We start from the raw sequence: 21,248 nt of genomic DNA on the forward strand, positions 1-21,248 counted from the left end.
CCTCGGGCACCTGCCGCGTTGCACGGACAGGCCAAACACCAACGCTTCAAGCGAGTGGCATAGCTTTTATAAGCCGTTGAACCATGGACTGCAACTCACGCCAAGCAGGTCTGAAGCGGTCTAGATCTTGCGGCGGCGACTACCGAACAAGGCAACCGCCACCAGCGCAACTGTCGTCAGCGACCACACTGCCAATACGCCTGCGATCAGCGACCCACTTGCTCGTGCGGAAATCACATCGAGGCCCAGTCGAGCATGGAGCGAAAGGGTGAAGGCAGTGGTCAGCCAAACGATCGAGGCACACACCCAGGCGGCCCGAAAACGGGTGAGCCGCGCGCTACGACGCCGGATGGCCAAGAACTCCTCGCATGCGATGCGGGATTCCCGGGAGTGGTTGCCGCATTCCTCGAGACGCATGCGAAGATCCTGACTGGTGTTGGTCAACCCTAACCACCGGAGGTCTCAAGCTGTAAGACTGTCCTCGAGCATCATCGTTTTTAAAGGAAATCTCTTCTTAAGCCCGATACTCAGTGATGGCATCGGGCCCTACTGGTTTGACAAGGAATTCCCATGCCCGATTCGAAGACAAGACTCGTTTGCGACCGATCCCACATGCGAGAGGAATTGGAGCGCTTGAACCCCTCCCACGTCGCCGTTGCCTACGTGGGGCGTGACTGGCGGCAACTGTTAGGAAGCCCTGGGGCGCTTGAAGAGATCGTTCTTGCGCCCGTTCCGGGGACCAATCCCAAGGCCGTCAAAGAGTTGGTTGAGCTGCTGGGGTGGGACAAGGTCCATTTCTTCGATCAGCTCCACGCCAAGGTCTACCTTGGCGCGTCCGGCGTAATGGTTGGCAGTGCGAACCTGTCCTCCAACGCACTTCTTCCAGGCGGAACACAACTCTACGAGATGGTTGTTGTCACCGAGGACGCCGGCATACGTGAGCAAGCCATGCAGGAGTGGAGACGCTACCGCGCACTAGCGCGAAGCCTTTATCCGACCCAAGAAGACAAGATTGCTCGCCTCAAGGCGCTGCAGAAGAAAAATCTCGAGAGCGCTCTGCAGGACGTCAGGGACGCGCTGCCCACGAGGACTACGCCCTCACTTTCGGGGTTCAAGGTTGGCTCTCAAGCCATCCACCTTGAGTGGGGGCAGTCGAGCAGCGAGGCCGACAGCGATCCCAACGATACGAATTTCATCAACACCCGCGTTGGAAAGTCGAAAGACGAATACAACGTGGGTGACTGGGTGCTTCAGTGGGAATCCGACGACGAGGGGCGTCCGGCCGGCCGCGCACCGCTTACGTGGATGCGCGTCGATGAGGTCAGGTTGGGAGGAGCCATCGGGGAGGAGCTCTACGTGGATCAACTTGCCGAGCGGGTGGAGCCGACCAAAAACATGCTTCCTTTCAAGCTCGACCAGCGAGTGCAGAAGGCATTCAAGCAGTTGATCGCCAAGAGCGACCTTCGGCCTGATTCGCTTGATGATCCATCCAACGAGGCGATTCCGCTAACGGAAGTAAACGAATTTCTCAACGAGCTCCAGCAGCTCTACATCAAGACTGAAATGGCTTAACCGCAAAGAAGGGACAGCGGCAGCTGGGTTTGATCAACGCCGAATTCACTCTCAAGTGCAGTCTCACTTCTTTTGGTCTGGCACCTTGCCTTGTCTCGAGGCTGAGCCTGCCTTGTCGTGGCCTTTGTCGCCGTCCTCCCCACCAAGCGGCTCGCTGCCTTGGCCGGGGTTTCTTGAGCCTTCGCTATGATCCGATTGGCCTTCAGCCGTCTGATCGGCGAAAGCGCCTTCATTTCCGCTTTTCTTATGGTTATGCATGTGCAACTCCGAGTGATCTGTTTGGAGGTCTGTTAGTTAACAGCCTGCTGCTGTAGCCGCTTCGCAATGTCCAGATGGGCCGAGATGGCCGTGCGAGTTGTCTGCAGGTGCGTCTTGATACGCTCATCGGTGGCGCCTGGAATCAGGTCTGAGTCGAGCTTGGTCAAGGCTTCCTGGTGACCCATCGCCATGGCGTCGACCCATGCTTTCTGGAAGTTGTCTCCCGAAAGAGCAGAGAGCCGCTTGCCCTCGGCCTCGTGCTTGCGCTGCATCTCAAGCAAGTCAGGGGGCGTGTTGCCTGCATCGGCGTCGGTGCTTGCGGTGGTGGTCGCCGTGCCGCCCGCGACGGTCGTCATCTCGCTACCCGCCTGGCTACCGCTGCCGAGCAACGCGCGCGTCGATTCCAGGTTGCGTGTGTGTTCCGCCTTCAAGGTCTCTGCGTATGCGCGAACCTCGCCTTGCACGTTCTTCGCAAGCGCCGTTTCGGCCGCCTCGATTTCATGGCGATCGACTTCCATGACCGCCATCAATGCTTTGCGATCGCCCTCTGCCAGGCTGGATGTGCTCCCAGTCGGGGTTCCAACGTTGGCCGTGGCAGGAGGCATCTCCGATGTAGCTGCCAACCCACGGCTTCTGTCTTCGGTGTCGCCGGTGCTGTTGGGCTGATCAGTCGCGTCACCGCTTCCGCTGTCTACCATCGTGCTGTTGTTGTCGCCGCACGCCGAAAAAACCAACGCGAGTGTGCTGGCAAGCAGGGTCTTCGAGAACTTCATGAGCCGATCCAGCTAAAGGGTGTTGCTTGATGCTGCGCTGATCTCGGGCATGACGAGCGTGATTTGACGATGCCGATGGGAGTGAAATCCCAGAACCTTCAGCAATTTCTGAAGCAAAAGCATTTTTAGTGCTGACTGTTGCTCGAAACTTCCAAGCGCTCGCCGGTTCCATTGCTTCGCGTCGTAATGCACTCGCCTTTTCGAGGTGCGCGAAACCGCATGCCTACGCCTGCAATGGTCTCTACCAAGGGTTCATCGAAGCCGAAGTTCACCGCACGGCGCAACTGATAAAGGTGGCTCCGTAGAGAGTCGGATTCCGGCAACGCTGCGCCCCAAACCTTCCGCAACAACTCGTCTCGGGTCACGACGCGAGGATAGGCACGCATCAACGTGGCAAGTATCGAAGCACCAATTGGGAGCACGCTGATCTTCTTGCCATCGCGGATCACTAAGCTGTTCGCTTCATCGATGACAATTCCGTCTATCTCGATGATCTCCGGGGCCACCTCGTGGCGGTGCCGTCGCATCAATGCATGGACCCGAGCCGCAAGTTCTTCCGGAGCAAACGGCTTGCTCATGCAGTCGTCGGCCCCGGCATCAAGGCTTTCGAGCTTAATGTCTAAGGAGCTAAGTCCCGTCAGCATGATGACGGGTGTCGTGGGGTTCGAACGTTCGCGCAGCCGGCGGCAAACGGTGATGCCGCCCACGTCTGGCATTTCGATGTCCAGAATGATGGCGTCGAACTGTTGGTCGGTAGCCAGTCGGAGCCCATCGGCACCGCTTGATGCGTAGTCGACAGAAAAACCGTGACGTTCTAGCCAATCGCCTGCAAGGGCTGCCAAACGAGAGTCATCGTCTACTAGGAGGATGACCGGTTTACGGTGGAAACTGCTCATGTCCGACTCGACGTTGCGCACGGAGGCGGGTTACCACAACTAGCCCTGCCTGCGTCCCGAGATGGTGAAATGTCGCCGCTCAGTCGATTCAGAAAGCACGCGGAGCACGTGTATGCACCGCTCCGCGACATGCTGCGATCAGCAAGCCGGTTGCACACGAATCAACCAGGCGTCGTAACCGCTTCCTGACGATTTTGCGTTGTCTCGGCGATCAAGGGATCTCCGGGACGCGGTTCGCGAAAGCGATAGCCAACGCCAGGGATGGTGGCGATAAGCTCCTCCTCGAATCCAGTGTTGAGCGATTTCCTCAACTGGTAGAGGTGGCTCCGTAATGCGTCGGATTCCGGGATGCGCGCGCCCCAGATTTTCTTGAGCATCTCATCGCGGGTCACGACCCGGGGGTGGGCTCGCATGAGCTCGATGAGCATGGTCATCCCCGTTCCCTTGATGTGCAGATGCTTGCCACCCCGGGTCACGGTGTCGCTCCATGGGTCCGCGCGCACGTCGTCGATCTCGAAAGCTTCTGGCGCCACCTCGTTACGGCTGCGCCTCACCAATGCCTCAATCCGAGCAGACAGTTCCTGGGGTGAGAAGGGCTTCACCAGGTAGTCGTCCGCACCCGCAGCCAGGCCTTCTACTTTGCTTTCCACGGTGTTTCGGGCAGTGAGGAAGATGATGGGCGTTTCGGGGTTAGACGAATCACGAAGCGTTCGACACACCGCCAGTCCTCCCATGCCAGGCATGTCGAGGTCCAACACGATGACATCGAAATGGTCTTGCGAAGCCAAGGTCAGTGCCTCTTTGCCAGAAGCAGCAAAGTCGACGGTATAGCCGCTGTTTTCCAGCCAATCCCCCACCAGGCCCGACAGCCGGGCATCGTCGTCGACAAGCAAGATCGTGACTTCTCGATGTCGGGTGCTGCTCATTTCGGGGTCCTCCATCTGTCTTAGACGGCGCGGAGAAATACCCCCGGCACCATCTACTTCAAGTGAAGAATATTTCTACGGCAGCAACGTTAGGTTCTGTGCGGTCTGCCACAAAGCGTCAACTCTCTTCGACACGATTTTCACGTCATCGCTCAAAGAATTTTCGCAACGCTGAGAAGGAGGCAGCAGTGGAAAGTTCACCAGAAGAGATAGCAGAGAGCACCTCTGCTTCAAGGCCTGCTACCAATGTCAAAAGGGTGGCGAACGAACTGAAAAGTCGGATGCGGCTGCCCGACGCGGCGAGCAAGCGGGCGCTGGAATGGACCGTGGATTGCGGAACGCTTTCCGATGAGAAATTGAGCGAGGTGCTCGCGGTGCTCAAACGGTCGGGCTACAGGGGATCGTTCGAGCGTGACTTCGGCACCTTCGTGCACTTCAAATTGTCGTGGTAGGCGTGGAAGGATGAGGGCACGTGTGGGCAGCTCCTCTCAAGGGGCGCCCATGGCCCAATACCGATCAGGTCGCGCGGTTTGAACCAGACGTCGATCCAAATCGAACGACGTGGGGTCGCCAACCAGAAGTTGACGTGCGTCCTCATGCATGGGGTTGATGAGGTAGTTGAAAGCCTCCGGACTCACGGCGCTCGGGACCTCGAGCACCAGGCTGCTTCTCGCTTCCACCCACTCATCACCGATGGCTTGAACCTCGGGCTGGTAGTCGGGAGACCGCCATGTCGAAGGGAGTCCGGCCGCGACCAGGGTTAGCGTGCCGGGCACGGTGGCCTTGGCCAGGTAGAGAGGCGAGGGTGGGTCGCCGTCCAGGTGGGCCAAGTATTCGAGGATCGCCGTGGCGATTGAGTCTGCTGCATAGACAACCGACGTGCCTTCCGTGGTCCATCGGCCAGGCATTGAGCAGGGTCTGCGGAATGCGGTGTCGACTGCATCGGCTTCTACGACGCGCCAGAGCTCGATTTCTTGCTTCGTCGAGCGCGGCCAGGCGTCGGTGGGCGAGCTCGTGCCAGGCACGCTATGCGAAGGCGGATCGCTGGCCGGGAAGGTGTCCTCTACCGAGTCGTCGATTTGGCTCTCCGAGGGCTGACCAGCGTTTTGCGTCGCAGCCTCATCGAGATCTGGGGTGATTTGCACTTTCGACTCCACGTAATGAGCTTTGGTGCGCTTTTTCTCGCCTTGAACGTCAATGATGTGTCAATCACACCACGCGTTCTAGAGGCGGGTGCCCAAGCGTTGTTCCAGCTCGCGCGCCAAGCGGCGGCGGGCAACAAAGCCCTGGATCTGCTTGGCTTTGATGCTGGTCGCGCACAGGCGCAGCGCGCCGTCCCGATCTTCAAGCCGGTAGGTCCGTGAAGCCGCGCATAGTTCTGCTCGCGCGGCGGTGATGGTGACCACCGTGATTTCCAGCGACGCGAGGGGCATGTCTGCCTGCACCTCTGGGTTTTCAGCGCAGGCCCGCTCGATCATTGTCTTGAAGCGGCCAATGTCGATCTGGACGCCGCTGCAAAGGGGGCCGACATTGGTGGCGCCACGGCCATCGTCGGGTCCCGGCTGGTCGTCGCTGGGCAATTGTTCGTTGCGCTCCGGAATGACCGCTCGAACGCGGCTCCCATCTGGCCGGGTCAGGTCCAAGATGATGTCGAGCACGTAAATCGGCTCCAAGCCCAAGTTGGTCACGAAACAATGCGCTCCCATGCCGCGCCCGGCGCCAGAGGTAATCAAGATGGACGGACGCCGCTGACGGCGATAGCTGGCCAGGAAGGCGGTCAAATAGACCACCCAGATCAGGGCGGTCAGACCGGCCATGCCGGCGGAAATCAGCGGGGCGTAACCGAGAAGGGTTTGGAACACAGTCCAGCCTAGAAGCGGGCCGTGGATGGTCTCACTCATGACCGTAAGGCCAGGTAGAGGGCCGCGTTCTCGCGGATTGAGACCCGAGCATGGTTAGCTGGCAGGGAGGCATGGCGCTCTATGCCCATGAAAGGCTGCGACCCGGATCAGGCCCTCAGCCGCTTTGCGCTCGTGGCGAGGAACTGGCAACTCGACGGGAGGATGGTGATGATCACCGTAGATCAAGACGCGAGGCTCCGTGAGCTCTGGGATTGGGTGCTCGCCTATCTCCCCGCGGGCAAGACTCGCCGGCAATTCTGGGTAGCGTTCGATGCGCAGGCGGGCGATCTACCCCAGCAAGTGTGGGCGGACAATGCCGATGAGGCATTGCGCGAACGCTGGGTTGACCTGTTGAGCCTCGCAAGCGATCGGGGTTTCGATGGTCCCGAAAGCCTTCAAGATCAGCCGATGGCGTGAGGCTTAAAGCTACGCTAGCCGTGTTCTTTCAGTAGCAGGGCTTCACGCCACACGGCCCAAGATGCTCAGACCGAACGATGTTTCAACCTCCCTTGCGAGAAGACTGGCACCCGGAGCCGACATGCTTAGCCTCGAAGACATCGATGGTTACATCGAACGAATCTACGCGTTGAACGGGTGGGTGAACGCGATTCCAAATTCAGACGAATTCCGCGAGCGCACGACCATTCGTGAGTTCCAAGAGATGCTGGATGCGAAGCGCGTTGAGCTGGGGTTGACTCCCGAAGTCGACCAGGAACTCCGGACCATCAAGGGTAATGCCGAATTGGATCGTGCTTACCTGGAGCTTGGGATGACACTCGATATCAAGGAGCTGCTGGGGCCGTCTTACTTCGAGGACTTCCCGCTCAACTATTACGACATGCCCGAATACGAATCGGCGATCCTCGCGGTGGAAGCGTTCATGGCCAAGCAGCCAAAGAACGTGGGCGTCAGTTACGACGTGCTTGCGGAAGTCGTGCGGGACCACATGCTCAGCAAGAAAACGGGAGGCTAGCCATGTGCTACAGCGCAGAAGCCTGGACCTTGCTCGATGCGTTCAAGCAGGAGACCGGCTCCGAAATCGACATGAAGGCTTTTTGGGAGCTCTATCTGCAGCGAGATGAGCGGTATCGCGTTCGTAAAAGCGGTGCCGACACCATCAGAATTCCCAAAGGCATGGATCAGAATTTTTTGAGGCCGAAGACGGAGCAAGAAAGAGAGATCCAAGACCTCATCGGCGAGTGGAACGGACGGAAGCTTGCAGAGAGCGTCGACGAGCTTGAAAAACAAAAGCTGCGCTTGGCTACGGCCGAAGCAAAACTGGCGGTCAAGGAGACGAAGACAGCTCTCAACGAACAGCGCATTGCCACGAACAAAATCGCCCAGCTAGAACGATGGATCACGGACGCCAAGCGCACCTCGCTGAAGCCTGAAATCGACAACCGGATCTTCCCCGATTGGTATGTGCCAGTGATGATTGTCGAAGACGGGAAGAAGATCGTTCGACCCATGCGCTACCACTGCCGACCTGCTGGCATGGACCCTTCCATCGACCGCACGCGGGATGGTCGTGTGTCTGGCACATACAACGCTCGACGCGACAACCTCACTCGCTTCTGGCGTCACCAGTTCGGGCACACTCATGGCCTGATGATCGCTGAGACGTTCTACGAGAACGTCGATGACGGGAAGGGCGGCAACAAGGAAATTCAGTTCCGCCCCCGCACCGGTGAACCCATGCTGGTGGCCTGCTTGTGGTCGAAGTGGACCGACCCCACAGGCATCGAACCAGACCTCTACAGCTTCGCCGCTGTGACGGATGACCCCGAGCCTGAGGTGGCCGCGGAAGGGCATGACCGCACCATCGTCAATCTGAAGCCCGAAAACGTCGATGCCTGGCTAACCCCGGTGGGGCGCAGCACCGAAGAGCTTCTGGGATTGCTCGACGACAAGCGCCATCCCTTCTACGAAGTCGTTCGTAAGGCCGCGTAGCGACCGTGGGGGAGGGCGATCGGGCTGAGGTGCTCGACCGCCATCTCCGATTCACCAGCGGAGGGTGTAGCGAAGCTCGGCCTGGCGCGGGGAGCCGTAGAACGCACGGATGTTCGGGGCGGAGACATACTCGCGATCGAACACGTTGTTGATGTTCAAAGCGAGCTCCCCCCTCCTAGACAGTGGCGCGGCAACGCGAACATCCATCACCGCGTATCGTGGCTGGCGGGCGGTGAATACGTAGGGTGCAGCGACCGCGAGCTCGCTGCTGCTGAAGGCACGGGCGCCAAGACCTGCAGACCAGCCGTTCAAGACGCCAGCGTTTTCCAGTGTGTAGGTCGTCCAGAGTTTGAAGGACTGACGCGGCGAGAACCCATTGAAGTTGCTGCCTTCTTCGCTGCCGTAGCCAGACGCGAACCGGGACCGGGTGTAGGTGTAACCCACCGTCGCGTTCCAGCTCGGGGTGATCTGCCCCGTGAGCTCAATCTCAGCCCCACGGCTCTCCACTTCGCCTGCAGCAATGCGAGCTGACGGGTCCACCGGATCCTGGATGGCGCGGTTGCGGTCTCGGGCATCGAAGACCGAGAGGTTGAGCAAGACGCGGTCGTCGACGAAGCCGATCTTGCTGCCCACCTCCACTTGGCGCCCGACTAGGGGTGGAAGCAACTCCCCCGAAGCGTCGTCAGTGCCAAAGCTCTGGGGCCGGAAGATGTCTGCATAGCTCGCATAGACGTTTACGCGGGGAGACGCCGTCCACACCAAAGCGCCGTAGGGAGTAAACACGCCGCTTTCGTCGTAGTTCGGCGCCGTGACGCCATTGTTGGTCGTGTGCGACCGATAACGGCTCAGCCGGCTCCCCAAGTGCAGATGCCACTGCTGCGCAAGCTCGAACCGGCCCTGGGCATACACGCCTGCCTGGACGATGCGGGTGCTCCGTGGGGCAGGGCGGGCCAGCTCCACATAGGGCACGTCGGAATTTCCAAACTCCCAAAGACCCACCGATGGGGCATTGCGCGTCCAGTTGTCGAAGTCGAAACGCTCTACGTTGCCGCCGACAACAAACTCATGCACGCCGCCATAAGCATTGAGCTCGCCACTGAGGTGCACGTCCCCCGTCCACTGATCGCCTTCAAACCAAGTGGCCCGATTGATGAGGGCCGAGCGACCAGTGCTCGCGAAATTCGGGTGTGGGTTGTGAAACGCGAACCGCTTCTTGTCGTCGTAGTTGCGGTAGTCCACTTGCGCGCTGAGCCGCAGGCGTTCGTTGAACCGATGCTTGACCCCTAGGCCGGCATCGGTCCGATTGAAGTCGAATTTGCTCCAACTCGCACCGGCATACTGGCCGCGCGGGGTGTAGCGCTCACCGTCGTAAAGCGCGCCAAAGTTGGGATTGACGTTGCTTGATTGCGCTTGCGCATGGAATGAGAGGGTGGTGGCGTCACCCGTGTCAATCTCAACGATTGCATAGCCCTGCGCTTTCTCGTTTCCGACGTGCGGCAGCCAGCTGTTGCGCCGGTCGCCTGTCAGAACGGCACGCCCGCGCACTCGTCCGTCTTGGCGCAGCCGGCCAGACACGTCCATCGAACTGCGGAAAGCGTCCCACTGGCCCGCGCCGATCTCAAAGCTGCGCTGGGTGAAGGAGGTGGGGCGTTTGCGAACCAGGTTTACCGTGCCACCGAGCTGGCCTTGGCCCTGCATGAGCCCGTCCGGCCCCCGAAGAATCTCCACGCGCTCATACAAAGACGTGTCCAATCCCGCTCCGTAATACGTCGTGTCGAACGGGATGCCGTTCTCCGATACCAACATTGCGAAGCCACGTGAATAGAACATAGGGCCGTCGTCCAGATCCCCTTGATCGCGCACGTAGACGCCAGTGGCGCGCTCCACCACTCTGGAAATCGACGTGGTCTGCTCTTCGTCCAAACGCTTTCGGTCAATGGTTGTGACTGACCGCGGTGTGTCCTTCGCGCTTAGCTCAAGCTTGCCCCCCACGGTGACCGGCGCATCGGGCCGGGTGCCACGGACCCAAACTGGATCGAGGGTCTTCGCATCAATGGGCGAACTGGAGACCTCGCCCTCATCGGCAGTGGCTGCGGCCAGCGGTGACACCATCGCGAGAAAAATTGAAAGGGAGAGCTTGGAAAGATTCATTGATGTAAACGTCTGCAAAGTAGTGCCGGCCAAACAACGGCCGATCAAATTGGGTGGGCAGGGTCAATCGCCGAAGAGCGCGATCGCTCTCCGCGTTGGTCGGTATCGATGCCCACTGGTGGTGAGTTTGGAGCCCCAAAGGAATGTTATAACATCATGATGCCATGATGAAGGCGTGTGGCCTTGGAACGGCTATGCCTCGTCAGACACTCGCCGCATGACGGAATCAATGAATGAAGCTGGGTATCAAGGTCGCGTGTGTCCACATAGCTGTTGCAGTGGCATGCGTCGCGGCGATCGGGCCCGCGTGGGCATCCGATTTGGGAAGGGCAGGCTGTTTTAACTTCGACCAACTCACGCCAGAACTTCGGGCCAAGTCCGAGTCATATCTCATCCATGCCCTGGACACGGAACACCTCTATACGATCGCGGGTGGCATGAAGCCTATGAGCGGCGGGTTCTTCTCCGCTCAACTTCCCATGGAAGTCCCGACCACCGAGGATGTAGAAGAAGCCGAGGCAGATGTCGGGTCGCTCACGGAAAGTGCGGATCCAGACGAGAGTCAGGAGCGGCGACTCGCGTCTGCGCAGCAAGTGCTTGCGAGGGCAAACGCATGGAAGGAAGTTGAGAACCTCAGGACGATTCTCGCGACGTGGCGCTGCGGCGGGGAGATCTACGCGGACGTTGTCCATTACGCGTCCGCCCGCGGCTCGCACCGGTCGGTTCAAGGCGTGGTCTTCAACAGGCCATCGCTCCAGAAGACCTTGGAAGAAAAGCAAGGCTTCTTTGGTAGGTGGGCACTGACTCCCAACGCGAGCCCTGTCGAGGTGGTCATGGCGGTGGAGAATTCGACTGGCGTGTCGAGGTATGCGGGCTACGGCTACCTGTTCGGTTATCCGGACGAAGCGGTGACGTTCTTTGCGACGGCTTCAGCATCCCAGGAGGCAACCGGCCGATTCGTCGAGCGTGAGGCCCGCGCCATTCCAACCTTTCAACGGCAAGCTGGGCAGTTCACCTACGCGGTTCCGAAAGGCACACCCTTGACCGCAACAGACGTTGCGATGCGTGCGCGCGCAGCGGCCGTCCTGAAGGCTTACACGTTGCGACGGGCAGAGTTCATTGGACCCGGAAAGCCAGGGCCTGCATCTCTGTTGCGAGACTGGTTCTGCGACGAACACGATAGATGTAGTCCGTCCAACGCAGCTCGTTGAGCCATCAGTCGCGACCAACTGGGACAATGCTGGCGTCAAGCGAGCAGCAGGCTCTTTTACGCGGCATCGCAGGGTTCTTCGTCTCCGGGGATGAGCCCGTTGTCTCTCAAGATGCATTGCGTGGCGGACCAGTAATGATCATGGTCCTCGTCGGCAACCCTGTCTTCGATCGCCTCGACGTGGCACGCGTAAGCGTCCATGTGCGAGTGCGGCTCAGTGTTCGCCAGCATCTCTGGCACCCAGTTGGCCAGCGCCGCGATGGCTTCGTTGAGCTCCAGACGGGTCATCTTCATTCGACGAGGCTCTTCCGGCACCAGTGAAGGGGGTGTCGTTTGGATGCTTAGCAAAGCGCCAAGCGCAATGCAAAAACATGCACGGAGTAGGTCATTCGGCGGATGGACGTCCGCTTCACGCGGTCGGGCCTATCTAGGGTTCATCCCTTAAACCGTAGGAGAGCACGCATGTCTGACGACAAGAGCAAGACCGGCAGCCCCGATCGCGACCGCATCAATCTCTCGGAAGACTATGAAGTTCAGTATTGGACCAAGGAACTCGGAGTGACTGCCGACGAACTGCGAGCTGCCGTCAAAGCGGTGGGTTCAACCTCGAAAGCCGTGCGCGAACACTTGAGCAAGTAAGCCGGGACATGAGCCTGGTCGACTACCGTCGCAAGCGCAGCTTCGACAAGACCCGCGAGCCCGAACCCGGCAAGAAGGTTCCGAAGGGGCAGCGCGCCATTTTCGTCGTCCAGCTCCATCACGCCAGCCGGAGGCATTACGACTTCCGCCTGCAGGTAGGGGATGCGCTGAAAAGCTGGGCCGTCCCCAAAGGGCCCAGCTACGACCCTAGCGTCAAACGCATGGCCGTCGAAGTGGAAGACCACCCCGTCGACTACGCCACGTTCGAGGGCGATATCCCAAAGGGCCAATACGGGGGCGGGCACGTCGCGCAGTTCGACAATGGGGTGTGGTCCACGGAGGGCGATCCGGAAGCTCAACTGGCCAAGGGCCATCTTCGGTTCGAGCTGTTCGGCACCAAGCTCAAGGGCGGTTGGCACCTGGTCCGCTCTGGGAAGCCTGCCCGGCAACCCCAGTGGTTGCTCTTCAAGGAGAAAGACGACTACGCGGGCACGCTGGAAGCCGATGACATGTTGGCTGACGTGGCGGCTGCGCCCGCCGAGGACTTGAAGAGGGCCGGGGCTGGCAAGGCTGACAAGAAAAAGCTCAAGGCCGTGCCGGTTCGCAAGGGCCGCAAGAATGTTTGGGCGAAGAAGGCATTGGCGCTTGAAGGGGCGAAGCGCGCTGGCGCCCTGACGGGCCCCTTCGAGCCGCAACTGGCCAAGCTCGGCGAGTCGCCTCCCCAGGGGGAGCAGTGGATCCACGAGATCAAGTGGGATGGCTACCGCATCCTTGCCACCGTCAGCGACGGCAAGGCGCGGTTGTGGTCTCGGAACGCCATCGAGTGGACGGCCAAGCTTCCTGACATTCGCGACGCCGTCGAAGCATTGGGCCTGACGTCTGCCGCATTGGATGGGGAGCTCATTGCCGGTGCCGGCACCAAGGAGGACTTCAACCTTCTCCAGTCCACGCTTTCGGGAGAACGCCAAGGGGCGCTGGCCTATGCCCTGTTCGATCTGCTCCACCTTGATGGGGTCGACGTATCGGAAGCAACGCTCCTGCAGAGGAAGGAACTTCTTCAGGAGGTTTTGAAAGACGCCTCCAAGCACTTGGCTTTCAGTTCCCACATCGAGGGCGACGGTGACGCTGCCTACCAACTGGCCGGCGAGCGCCACTTCGAAGGCATCATTTCCAAACGCGCAGATCGGGCCTATCACGGTGGGCGCAGCGACGATTGGCGCAAGACCAAGCAACTGGCGAGCGACGAGTTCGCCGTGGTGGGCTACACGGCTCCCAAGGGCTCGCGCACGGGGTTTGGCTCCTTGCTGCTTGCCAAGCCCGACGCGGAGCACGGTTGGCTTTACGTCGGCCGCGTGGGATCAGGCTTCTCTGACGAACTGATGCGGGAGATCAGCGCGGTGCTGGGGAAGGGCGGTGGCAAGAAGCCCACGGCCCATGTCGGCACGACCGACACGGATCTGCGCACCGCGACCTGGTTCGAACCGCGATTTGTCGTGGAAGTGTTCTACCGCGGCATTGGTCGGCAACAACTGCTGCGCCAGCCGTCGCTGAAGGCGGTTCGTCCGGACAAGAGCGTCAACGATCTGGCGGACAGCGACCGGGTTGAAGTGCCTGCGAAGGCACCTCGCCTGTTCAAGACGAAGGCGCGGACGAAAGAAGTGGCAAGGAAGACGACCAAGGCCAGCAAGAAGGTCACCGAGCGATCGCCGCCGAAGATGTCGAGCCCCACGAAGGTGCTCTTCCCCGACATCAAAGGCACCAAACAGGAAGTGTGGGACTACTACTCAGCGGTGATGGACCACCTGCTGCCAGAAATTGAAGGGCGGCCGCTTTCCATCATCCGGTGCCCGAGTGGGACCGAGAAGCCGTGTTTCTTTCAGAAGCACCACACCGCCGGACTCGAGCTCGTCTCGTCGGCGAAGTTGAAGGAAGACAGCGGCATCAATGCCCACTACCTGGTCGTGGAAGACGCGGCAGGGTTGATGGAACTCGTGCAATTCAATGCATTGGAGTTCCATCCTTGGGGGTCGCATGCGGACAATCCCGACATGGCGGACCGCGTGGTGTTCGACCTGGACCCCGGTCCCGACGTGCCCTTCGCCGAGGTCAAAAAGGCGGCCACCGACATTCGAAAGCTGCTCGCAAGGCTGGAGCTCGAATCGTTCCTGCGCGTGTCTGGGGGCAAGGGGCTTCATGTGGTCGTGCCTTTGAACCCAGGGTGCGACTGGAACCTGACGAAGCGGTTTGCAAAAGGCTTCGCGGAGACCCTTTCCCAGACCGAGCCCACCCGATTCCTTGCCACCTCCACCAAGGCGCTTCGCAACAAGCGCATCTACGTCGACTACCTGCGCAACGGGCGTGGGGCCACGGCGGTAGCCTCGTATTCGCTGCGCGCGCGCCCTGGTGCCCCAGTGGCCATGCCGCTGTCCTGGAACGACCTGGGCAAGCTCAAGCGTGCGGATGCCTTCACCATGCGGGAGGTGCCCGCGATGCTGAAACGGCGGCGTAAAGACCCTTGGGACGGCATCAATGCCATCGAACAAAACCTTGCCCGATGGGCCCATGACGACGACTAGCTAGATTTCTAGCGCTTCCGCCTTCGATCGCACGAGACCAATCATGAAAGACGAAGCTGCTCAGTTGATATGCACGCACATCCACGTGCCAGAAATTCGGACTGAGATCTCCTCCGCATGCTTTCAGTTCGTTGTGCAACGAGCCCATCCCGCCACGGGCGTTAATCCCACTGATCCGGTCGAACTCCTCATGCCCTATCAGGTGCTTCTTTCCATTGCAGGTGCGCTGCCGCGATTGCTTGCCGACATGGAACAGATGGGTGCAGACAAGACCATCTTTGAAGTGCCTCCGGCTTCGAGCCACTGATGGCCACCACGACATCGACCGATCTTTCGCGAGGATGGGACCCCGCTGCGCTTCCTGATGAGGCATGGCCCCCAGACGTGGCTTTTCTGCCCTATGTGGGGCGGCGTTACAAAGAAGGGTGGGGTGCTCACCGAGTGCTGCTTTTGGGAGAGTCGCACTACCGCGAAGACGGCATGACCGATTCACCAGAAGACACCCGACCCTTTGCCCGGTCTCACTTCGAGGGCATGCAACAGGCTGCTCGAACATCTGGGCAAGGCATCTTCTTCAGCGCACTCGATCGCTTGCTGGCCAATAGCGGCACGCCGACAGCCGCCGCTGCTGCTGAAGCCTGGGAACGTGTCGCTTTCGTCAATTTGAGCCAGGTCTTGGCAGGCACGGCAAGCAACCATCGGCCAAAAATTCGGGACATGAAGAGTGGCGCGGACGTTCTCGTTCGAAGCATTCTTCCCATCTTGAAGCCCACGGTGATCCTCGTCTTGGGGCGTTTCACCTGGGACAAGCTGGCCCATGGCACGCACACAACGGACGTCGCGCCATATCAGGCTATGGACATCCATCGGCACGCCAGACGTGCTTACGTGGAGATGCGCGAGGTGTGGTCCTCGGACTACGAGGGGGGGCTGCCTGGATGACGTGGGTGTATCACCCGTCCCGCCACATCGACACATGGAAGGACCGCGCTGGGGCGCTTCGCCACCTGCTCGGGCTGCCGCTACCATCGGCGGATCGCCTCATGGATGACGCCGGCAATGACCAAACGAAACCCCTTCCCGCGGCATAGCGGCAAGAGCAAGCTGAAGCCCGAAGGCAAAGCCGTTGCTGCGGCCATGGCGCTGCTCGATCTTGTGGAAGAAAAGATTGACCAGAAGCAACTGGGTCGACGACTGAAGGAGGAGGTCGGTCTTCAGTGGACCTGGCTGTCGTGCATCCAATATTTGTCGGGGAAGGAAGCGGTCAACGCGATGGTTGAGCTTCCGAACGACTGGTCGCAGGGGGGACGCAACAAGGTGGAGCTGCTGGCCGCAGCGTTCACCGCCGCCCACACGGTGGCCAATGTGCGATCCGATGGCACGGCGCTTTGTGCAAGCGACCTGGCCAAGAGCATGGCAGGCATCGAAATGGAAGACTGGATCAAACTCCGGCTGACCGAGCAGACTGGCCGTGCCCACTGACCGCCTGGCCGCCCCCAGCTTCAAGCTGCTTTTTGCAGCGACCACCTGTCACGCCTGCCAGCAGAAGACGCCCACGTGCGCCCTCTGGGTGCCGAGTGTCGAGGTCATGGGGCCTGACGGCGAGGATCTGTCGAACTACGGCCCAGGGCTCCTGAAGAATCTTGAGTGGGTCACGCCCGCAGTGTCCGAGCAGTTGCAGGAGCACGCTCCGTGGCTGCGAATGTGGCATGCGAAGCCTACGAGCTACTTGGCACATCACTGCGTCCACTGCGATGCGATCCAAGGCGATTGGTATGTTTTCGGCTACGGCGCGGGGCCCTATTGGCCCGAAACGCGGGAAGAGGTAGCGGCGTTTCGGTGTATTCAGGGGGTTGGTGCCATCGAAGCAGAGGCCAGCCCGAGTTGGTCGGCGTGGATGGAGTGGGTCGAAGACGGTCCACCCGTTGCCGAGCAGGGCAAATAGGCTCGGCGATGGAGTGGGACACCAATCCATTGCTTCGGGAAGAGATCGATGCGCCCAAGCGCGGGAAGCCCTCTCCCTACGTCTGGTCGGACGTCTTGGGGGTCTGGGTGCTCACTTACGAAGGGCACGCGATTGCAAGGATTCAAGCGGATGGGAAATACAGCCTGCGATGGCGCGAACGCGTGCACGAAGGGAAAGCCGCGTCATTGAGGCAGGCGAAGCGTTTCATGGGGCGTTGGCTGGCTGCGCGTGGCAAGAACTCGCCGATGTCGGACCAGCACACGCCGTCCTCGAAGTTGGTGCCCTTGGCAGACTTCCTGAAGGACTACGAGGACGGAAGCCTCTGAAGGGTGCTTGGCTTTGAAAAGCTTTGCTCGGTGTAATCGCAGCTTCAGCAAGGGTCGGTAGGGTGACGATGCCCCGGCCGTGACACTCGCGTCGGTTTCCGGTCAGAACGGTCGACGTTGTGGCGGCCGGGGCAATCTCGGCTCAACGATTGTTCCTCAGCCGGTCAGACTCACTACCCGGCTGAGGCTGCTCAGCAACGGTACTCGCAGCACGCGGTAGGCGTCTCGATCGAATTGCCCCTCGGTAAGTCGTATGCGCCGAGCCGCTGTCAGCGTCGGTGCGCTGCCCATGTAACGCCAATCCAGCACTACGTGGAGCTGGCGCATGTCCGCGCCGCGTTCCTCCAAAGCGATCGCGCCTGGAAACGGCCAAGCCGCTACCTGTCGGTCGTCCAGGACTCCGCGTAAGCGCTCCTCGTGCTCCCCTAAGCTCTCCTTCCCATGGCAGGCGCCCGCGCATTGCTTGAGCATCGAGCGAAAGCATGGCCTGCCGGGGGTTCCCCGTTCGATCCCCAATAGGGTGTAGCAGAGGCGGTTGTCATCGGCGATGCGGCGAAGCGACGTCATGGCGGAACGCTGGCTGGAATACAGCCCATACAGCGCTTGGGCTTTCCCAGGGTCCTGCTCGGATGAATTGACGACTGACACTTGCCCGCGGTGCAGCTGAAGAGAGAACTGTCGAGTGGTCCGGCGCAACTTGCGGTTGTAGAGCGGATTGCTGGCCTTGATCAGCTGGGCCTCGAGCAACTGCGCACCAATGTCTCCAGCTGTCCTGATGTGCGTGATGCGGCGTGCTTGGCGCAAGAGCCGGGCTTCTTCGGGGGTGCGGAGGTGATCCATCACCCGCCCTCGGATGTCGACAGACTTTCCGATGTAGAGCGGCAGCACGTCGCCCTCGAGGCCATGGAAGGTGTAGACACCCGGGGCGCGGGGCAGGGCATCAAGCTCTCCGCGTAGGTGCTCGGGGTATTCGTAGAGCGCAGCCGCCTCGCGCCGTCGATCACGAACCGGTCGCATCTACCCCACCAAGCCTTTGTCGCCTCGCATCACCAAAGTCCACACAACAATCCATCCGCCTTCTGAGGGGCTGGATGATGCGAGAGTTCTATCGCGAAGGGTGAGACGAGTGGGAAGAAATGGCCCTGTTCTCAAGAGCTCCAGACATGGCGAAGACGTTTACAGAAGAAAAGAGCTGAAATCAAAGGCGACGCGAGCGAAGAGCCCCCGTTGGGGTAAAAGGCGTTGAAAAGCGGCGTTTCTTAATCAGCAATGGATGTTCAAATCTGCGGTCATTAGGCCGCAGTTTTGAAAAGAAGTCGCCTGGATTGCATTGACGAATTCATGGTCATCTCTATCATGACTATATGGGTAGGTAATAACTACTCATAAAAAATCAGACCGGAGACCAAACCCATGATCATCGACACCGTTGACTACCTGCTCGACAACCTCGCTCTGTTGTTCGTCGGCACCCTAATCACTGCGCCCGCGGTAGCGGTCATCGCCGGCACCCTGGCATGACCATGCGTAGGCCAGAAGCGCCCAAGACCGTTCAACCGGTCCCCACAACGCCGAGGCCTAAGCCGGGCCCAAACCCGAGCTATCCACCAACGTTCTGCGTCTATGGGCGCCGGGCTGGGGTGGAACTCTGAACCATCCATTTGGAGTAGGGCGTCCCTACCCAAAAACCATCAACCAGGACAGAACCCATGGACATCTTCATTTCAATCATAAGCATCCCCCTGATGGTTCCTGTCTGGTTCGCTGTAAGCCTCATGTTGGGCGACATGCTTTCTGACCGAGACCAATGGATGGGGGATTGAATGACCAGTCGGCTCCAACCAAACACGATTCGATCCAGCACATTAACGACGACGAATTGACACTTGACTGCACGTAGGGTTTGCCCCAATCGTGCAGCCATCCAGTGACGGAACAGGGGGATAAGGAAATGGCGAAATTTATGACGGCCCCAAACGGGCTCGGCGGTTGGATACTGGGGGCGGCCATCTTGGGTCCGGCAGCATTTCTCATCGCGGCGGCCTCCTTGGAGACTGCCCTCAAATACAAGAACTACCTTTTGGGCTTCGCAGGCTTGATTGCCAGTGGCCTCGTGCTTCTGTTCCTTCTTGTCACTCTCTTGCTCAGCATGCGCTACAGCCGATTGTGGGATTGGCACGTGCGAACGGGAATGTATCCAGGGGATGGCTGGAGCAATGGCGGGTTCTTGAAGGGGTTCCTTATCGGCGGTGGGTTCTGCTTCGTTGTGGCGTTCATTGCTTACCTGCTGATGGATGAGCAGCACCGAGGTTTGTTCCTCTTGGTGGGATCGGGCCCTGGCCTCATCGTTGGCGGCGTGATCGCTCTGCTCTGCGGCGTAGTGTCGAAGCGTTGGAGGGGAACCAGGATCCCAAACGTCGACCAATACGGACCCACGGACGCGTCCCACCCCATGCATCCGAACTACCGCCAACCCTAACAAGCACCCCTTGCCGTTCGTCCGCGCCCCTCTTTACTGGAGGGAATCAATGATGGACGGTAGGCATGAAGCGACAACAGGGTTGGGGTCTCATCGAATTGCTGCTGGGCGTCACCGCCGGTGGTGTGCTGGTCGGGCTTGCGTTGACGATCTACACGTCCGCGGCGCGCAAGCAAGCGATCGAAGACGCGCGCCATGGCATCGTCCTCCTGGTGGAGAACCTCGAGGATGGCGTGGGGCGCAACCAGTCCTACCGGGACCTCACGACCAGCCAGGCGGTCGACAAAGGGTTGATGCCGAGGGAGCTGATGGCGACCGGTATACCGGCCACCCGTTGGGGGCCGATCGACATTGCTTCCGCGGGCGCTCTCTTCGATGGGATGCGGATCGACCTTGGAGTGCTGCCAGCGGACATCTGCTCAGAGCTCACGCCAGCGCTGGCGCCCCTGGCGACGGAAATCCGAGTGGGGAACCGGGTGGTCGGTCGACACTACGAAGTGGTGGTCGAGAACATGGGCGCATGCGAGGAGGGCGGGCCACTGGTTCTAGAACGATTCGTGCCGGGGGTGGGAATAAAAGCGGTCTGGGAAACCTGGTGAACCAAGCAATGAGAAGGCCTCCTTTACGGGGGTCTTTTTTTGCGTGAAGGCCGCAGATTTCAACATTGGTCGCCATTTTTAACAGCGAATTGCATTGACAACGTTTCGTGGTTTGGTTGGATGGAGAAAAGGTAAACGAATGATTACCTTTGACCACAAAACCATCGACCAAGGAAACGAGCATGTATGTCAACCCATTGAACGTCACCATCCCGATTCAAACCCCCTACGCTTTTGCAGACGGGGAACTCCATAGCGATCCCACGGCCTCGACCCACTTCATCGGGTCGGAACGACGGGCACCACGCCGCGACCAAGCCAGCTGCCTGGACCGCCGCTTCGAGAAGGCACGAAGGATCACCAAGCTGGCCGAGCGCGCGGGCAAGGAACGTCAGCGCCGGGCCCGCAAGGGACGGGGAAAATGACCATGCAGACCTTGACCCTACGCATCGGACACGTCGCACCCAAGTCCGTGGAAACCCTCATCGACTCAATCCAGGCCTGCAACACTGATTGGTTGTCGAGAGAGATCCGGGCGTTGACCACCGTCTACTCGTCCGCCAGTCCAATGGCGAAGAACCCTCTGGACCAACAGATGCCCAACACGCGCTTGACAGCGCTCCATGTCGCTGCCAAGGCCTACGCCCATTTCCGAAACGACCGAAACCGCGCCTTCGTCTACAACCGAGCCGTTGCCTTGCTGCTCGAGGCTGGAGCCAATCCCTTCATCGAAGCGTTCGGCACCGCGCGTCCCCAAACCCTCCACGGTAAAACCCATTGGGTCATCGAAGGGGGTCTGACGGTTGCAGAAGTTTGCCAAGGACATGTGCCGCCAGCCCTTTCGGAATGGTTTGCCCAACACGTCGACGACAACCTCAAGCAAATGCACAACGTTCAAGAAGCCCATTCGACCACATTGGCCCGCGAGTCACGACGTCTAACCAATAAGCCAATGGCGCTGAATTGACGCTGTCCGAAATTACCTAACGAATAAAGAGGGCTTGCTTGCATTGCCATTGCAGTTAC

The 21,248-nt window shown here is 59.8% G+C and carries 27 protein-coding genes; 17 read left to right on the forward strand and 10 right to left on the reverse strand.

Annotated features, from left to right (window positions below; genetic code table 11):
• Positions 1–120: 120 nt before the first annotated feature.
• Positions 121–417, reverse strand: a complete 297-nt coding sequence (locus AC3A4E_RS07055; protein ID WP_487630800.1) for a hypothetical protein — start codon at positions 415–417, stop codon at positions 121–123.
• Between the two features lie 153 nt (positions 418–570).
• Between AC3A4E_RS07055 and AC3A4E_RS07060 the strand changes: the two genes are divergently transcribed.
• Positions 571–1,572, forward strand: coding sequence for a phospholipase D family protein (locus AC3A4E_RS07060; protein WP_487630801.1), 1,002 nt, complete (start codon positions 571–573; stop codon positions 1,570–1,572).
• A gap of 63 nt (positions 1,573–1,635) precedes the next feature.
• On the opposite strand, the gene AC3A4E_RS07065 is transcribed toward AC3A4E_RS07060, so the two are convergent.
• The 4 genes from AC3A4E_RS07065 to AC3A4E_RS07080 all read right to left on the reverse strand — a co-directional run bounded on the left by AC3A4E_RS07065 (position 1,636) and on the right by AC3A4E_RS07080 (position 4,425).
• Complete coding sequence (locus AC3A4E_RS07065) at positions 1,636–1,830, reverse strand: hypothetical protein (protein WP_487630802.1); 195 nt, start codon at positions 1,828–1,830, stop codon at positions 1,636–1,638.
• 32 nt (positions 1,831–1,862) lie between these two features.
• Positions 1,863–2,603: a DUF4142 domain-containing protein gene (locus AC3A4E_RS07070; protein WP_487630803.1), complete on the reverse strand. Its 741-nt coding sequence runs from the start codon at positions 2,601–2,603 to the stop codon at positions 1,863–1,865.
• Between the two features lie 125 nt (positions 2,604–2,728).
• The gene (locus AC3A4E_RS07075) at positions 2,729–3,499 is read right to left on the reverse strand and encodes a response regulator transcription factor (RefSeq protein WP_487630804.1); all 771 of its coding nucleotides are present in this window, start codon (positions 3,497–3,499) and stop codon (positions 2,729–2,731) included.
• 161 nt (positions 3,500–3,660) lie between these two features.
• A complete protein-coding gene (locus tag AC3A4E_RS07080; RefSeq protein WP_487630805.1) occupies positions 3,661–4,425 on the reverse strand; it encodes a response regulator transcription factor in 765 nt (254 codons plus the stop codon).
• Positions 4,426–4,613: 188 nt separating this feature from the next.
• On the opposite strand from AC3A4E_RS07080, the gene AC3A4E_RS07085 reads away from it, so the two are divergent.
• Positions 4,614–4,877: a hypothetical protein gene (locus AC3A4E_RS07085; RefSeq protein WP_487630806.1), complete on the forward strand. Its 264-nt coding sequence runs from the start codon at positions 4,614–4,616 to the stop codon at positions 4,875–4,877.
• Between the two features lie 36 nt (positions 4,878–4,913).
• Here AC3A4E_RS07085 and AC3A4E_RS07090 read toward each other — a convergent pair whose 3' ends face one another.
• On the reverse strand, positions 4,914–5,570 hold the full coding sequence (locus AC3A4E_RS07090) for an RES family NAD+ phosphorylase (RefSeq protein WP_487630807.1): 657 nt from the start codon (positions 5,568–5,570) through the stop codon (positions 4,914–4,916).
• Between the two features lie 78 nt (positions 5,571–5,648).
• Positions 5,649–6,326, reverse strand: a complete 678-nt coding sequence (locus tag AC3A4E_RS07095) for a hypothetical protein (RefSeq protein WP_487630808.1) — start codon at positions 6,324–6,326, stop codon at positions 5,649–5,651.
• 87 nt (positions 6,327–6,413) lie between these two features.
• Here AC3A4E_RS07095 and AC3A4E_RS07100 point away from each other — a divergent pair, with 87 nt between their 5' ends.
• From AC3A4E_RS07100 to AC3A4E_RS07110, 3 genes are all read left to right on the forward strand, one after another.
• On the forward strand, positions 6,414–6,743 hold the full coding sequence (locus AC3A4E_RS07100; protein ID WP_487630809.1) for a hypothetical protein: 330 nt from the start codon (positions 6,414–6,416) through the stop codon (positions 6,741–6,743).
• Between the two features lie 121 nt (positions 6,744–6,864).
• A complete protein-coding gene (locus tag AC3A4E_RS07105) occupies positions 6,865–7,299 on the forward strand; it encodes a hypothetical protein (RefSeq protein WP_487628403.1) in 435 nt (144 codons plus the stop codon).
• Between the two features lie 2 nt (positions 7,300–7,301).
• Positions 7,302–8,276, forward strand: a complete 975-nt coding sequence (locus AC3A4E_RS07110) for an SOS response-associated peptidase family protein (RefSeq protein ID WP_487630810.1) — start codon at positions 7,302–7,304, stop codon at positions 8,274–8,276.
• A gap of 51 nt (positions 8,277–8,327) precedes the next feature.
• On the opposite strand, the gene AC3A4E_RS07115 is transcribed toward AC3A4E_RS07110, so the two are convergent.
• Positions 8,328–10,427, reverse strand: coding sequence for a TonB-dependent siderophore receptor (locus AC3A4E_RS07115; protein ID WP_487630811.1), 2,100 nt, complete (start codon positions 10,425–10,427; stop codon positions 8,328–8,330).
• Positions 10,428–10,660: 233 nt separating this feature from the next.
• On the opposite strand from AC3A4E_RS07115, the gene AC3A4E_RS07120 reads away from it, so the two are divergent.
• Positions 10,661–11,638 carry a hypothetical protein gene (locus AC3A4E_RS07120; RefSeq protein WP_487630812.1) on the forward strand — a complete coding sequence of 326 codons (978 nt, stop codon included), beginning with the start codon at positions 10,661–10,663 and terminating at the stop codon, positions 11,636–11,638.
• Positions 11,639–11,694: 56 nt separating this feature from the next.
• Here AC3A4E_RS07120 and AC3A4E_RS07125 read toward each other — a convergent pair whose 3' ends face one another.
• Complete coding sequence (locus tag AC3A4E_RS07125; protein WP_487630813.1) at positions 11,695–11,931, reverse strand: hypothetical protein; 237 nt, start codon at positions 11,929–11,931, stop codon at positions 11,695–11,697.
• Between the two features lie 168 nt (positions 11,932–12,099).
• Between AC3A4E_RS07125 and AC3A4E_RS07130 the strand changes: the two genes are divergently transcribed.
• From AC3A4E_RS07130 to AC3A4E_RS07160, 7 genes are all read left to right on the forward strand, one after another.
• On the forward strand, positions 12,100–12,276 hold the full coding sequence (locus tag AC3A4E_RS07130) for a DUF3606 domain-containing protein (protein WP_487628400.1): 177 nt from the start codon (positions 12,100–12,102) through the stop codon (positions 12,274–12,276).
• 8 nt (positions 12,277–12,284) lie between these two features.
• Entirely contained in the window at positions 12,285–14,852 is a 2,568-nt protein-coding gene (gene ligD / locus AC3A4E_RS07135) for a DNA ligase D (protein ID WP_487630814.1), read from the forward strand.
• Positions 14,853–14,895: 43 nt separating this feature from the next.
• The gene (locus AC3A4E_RS07140; protein WP_487630815.1) at positions 14,896–15,159 is read left to right on the forward strand and encodes a hypothetical protein; all 264 of its coding nucleotides are present in this window, start codon (positions 14,896–14,898) and stop codon (positions 15,157–15,159) included.
• Entirely contained in the window at positions 15,159–15,794 is a 636-nt protein-coding gene (locus AC3A4E_RS07145) for a hypothetical protein (protein WP_487630816.1), read from the forward strand. The genes AC3A4E_RS07140 and AC3A4E_RS07145 overlap by 1 nt, the downstream gene beginning before the upstream one ends.
• Positions 15,795–15,911: 117 nt before the next feature.
• The gene (locus AC3A4E_RS07150; protein ID WP_487630817.1) at positions 15,912–16,334 is read left to right on the forward strand and encodes a hypothetical protein; all 423 of its coding nucleotides are present in this window, start codon (positions 15,912–15,914) and stop codon (positions 16,332–16,334) included.
• Entirely contained in the window at positions 16,324–16,797 is a 474-nt protein-coding gene (locus tag AC3A4E_RS07155) for a hypothetical protein (RefSeq protein WP_487630818.1), read from the forward strand. The genes AC3A4E_RS07150 and AC3A4E_RS07155 overlap by 11 nt, the downstream gene beginning before the upstream one ends.
• An 8-nt stretch (positions 16,798–16,805) precedes the next feature.
• A complete protein-coding gene (locus tag AC3A4E_RS07160) occupies positions 16,806–17,144 on the forward strand; it encodes a hypothetical protein (RefSeq protein WP_487630819.1) in 339 nt (112 codons plus the stop codon).
• A 156-nt stretch (positions 17,145–17,300) separates the two neighbouring features.
• Here AC3A4E_RS07160 and cho read toward each other — a convergent pair whose 3' ends face one another.
• A complete protein-coding gene (cho, locus tag AC3A4E_RS07165) occupies positions 17,301–18,161 on the reverse strand; it encodes an excinuclease Cho (RefSeq protein WP_487630820.1) in 861 nt (286 codons plus the stop codon).
• Positions 18,162–19,071: 910 nt separating this feature from the next.
• On the opposite strand from cho, the gene AC3A4E_RS07170 reads away from it, so the two are divergent.
• The 4 genes from AC3A4E_RS07170 to AC3A4E_RS07185 all read left to right on the forward strand — a co-directional run bounded on the left by AC3A4E_RS07170 (position 19,072) and on the right by AC3A4E_RS07185 (position 21,189).
• Positions 19,072–19,623: a hypothetical protein gene (locus tag AC3A4E_RS07170; RefSeq protein WP_487630821.1), complete on the forward strand. Its 552-nt coding sequence runs from the start codon at positions 19,072–19,074 to the stop codon at positions 19,621–19,623.
• A gap of 65 nt (positions 19,624–19,688) precedes the next feature.
• Positions 19,689–20,222 carry a hypothetical protein gene (locus AC3A4E_RS07175; protein WP_487630822.1) on the forward strand — a complete coding sequence of 178 codons (534 nt, stop codon included), beginning with the start codon at positions 19,689–19,691 and terminating at the stop codon, positions 20,220–20,222.
• Positions 20,223–20,404: 182 nt separating this feature from the next.
• Positions 20,405–20,647 carry a hypothetical protein gene (locus tag AC3A4E_RS07180; RefSeq protein WP_487630823.1) on the forward strand — a complete coding sequence of 81 codons (243 nt, stop codon included), beginning with the start codon at positions 20,405–20,407 and terminating at the stop codon, positions 20,645–20,647.
• Between the two features lie 2 nt (positions 20,648–20,649).
• Positions 20,650–21,189, forward strand: a complete 540-nt coding sequence (locus AC3A4E_RS07185; protein ID WP_487630824.1) for a hypothetical protein — start codon at positions 20,650–20,652, stop codon at positions 21,187–21,189.
• The last annotated feature ends 59 nt before the right edge of the window (positions 21,190–21,248 follow it).

The organism is Luteimonas sp. Soil_N_1 (assembly GCF_057656255.1).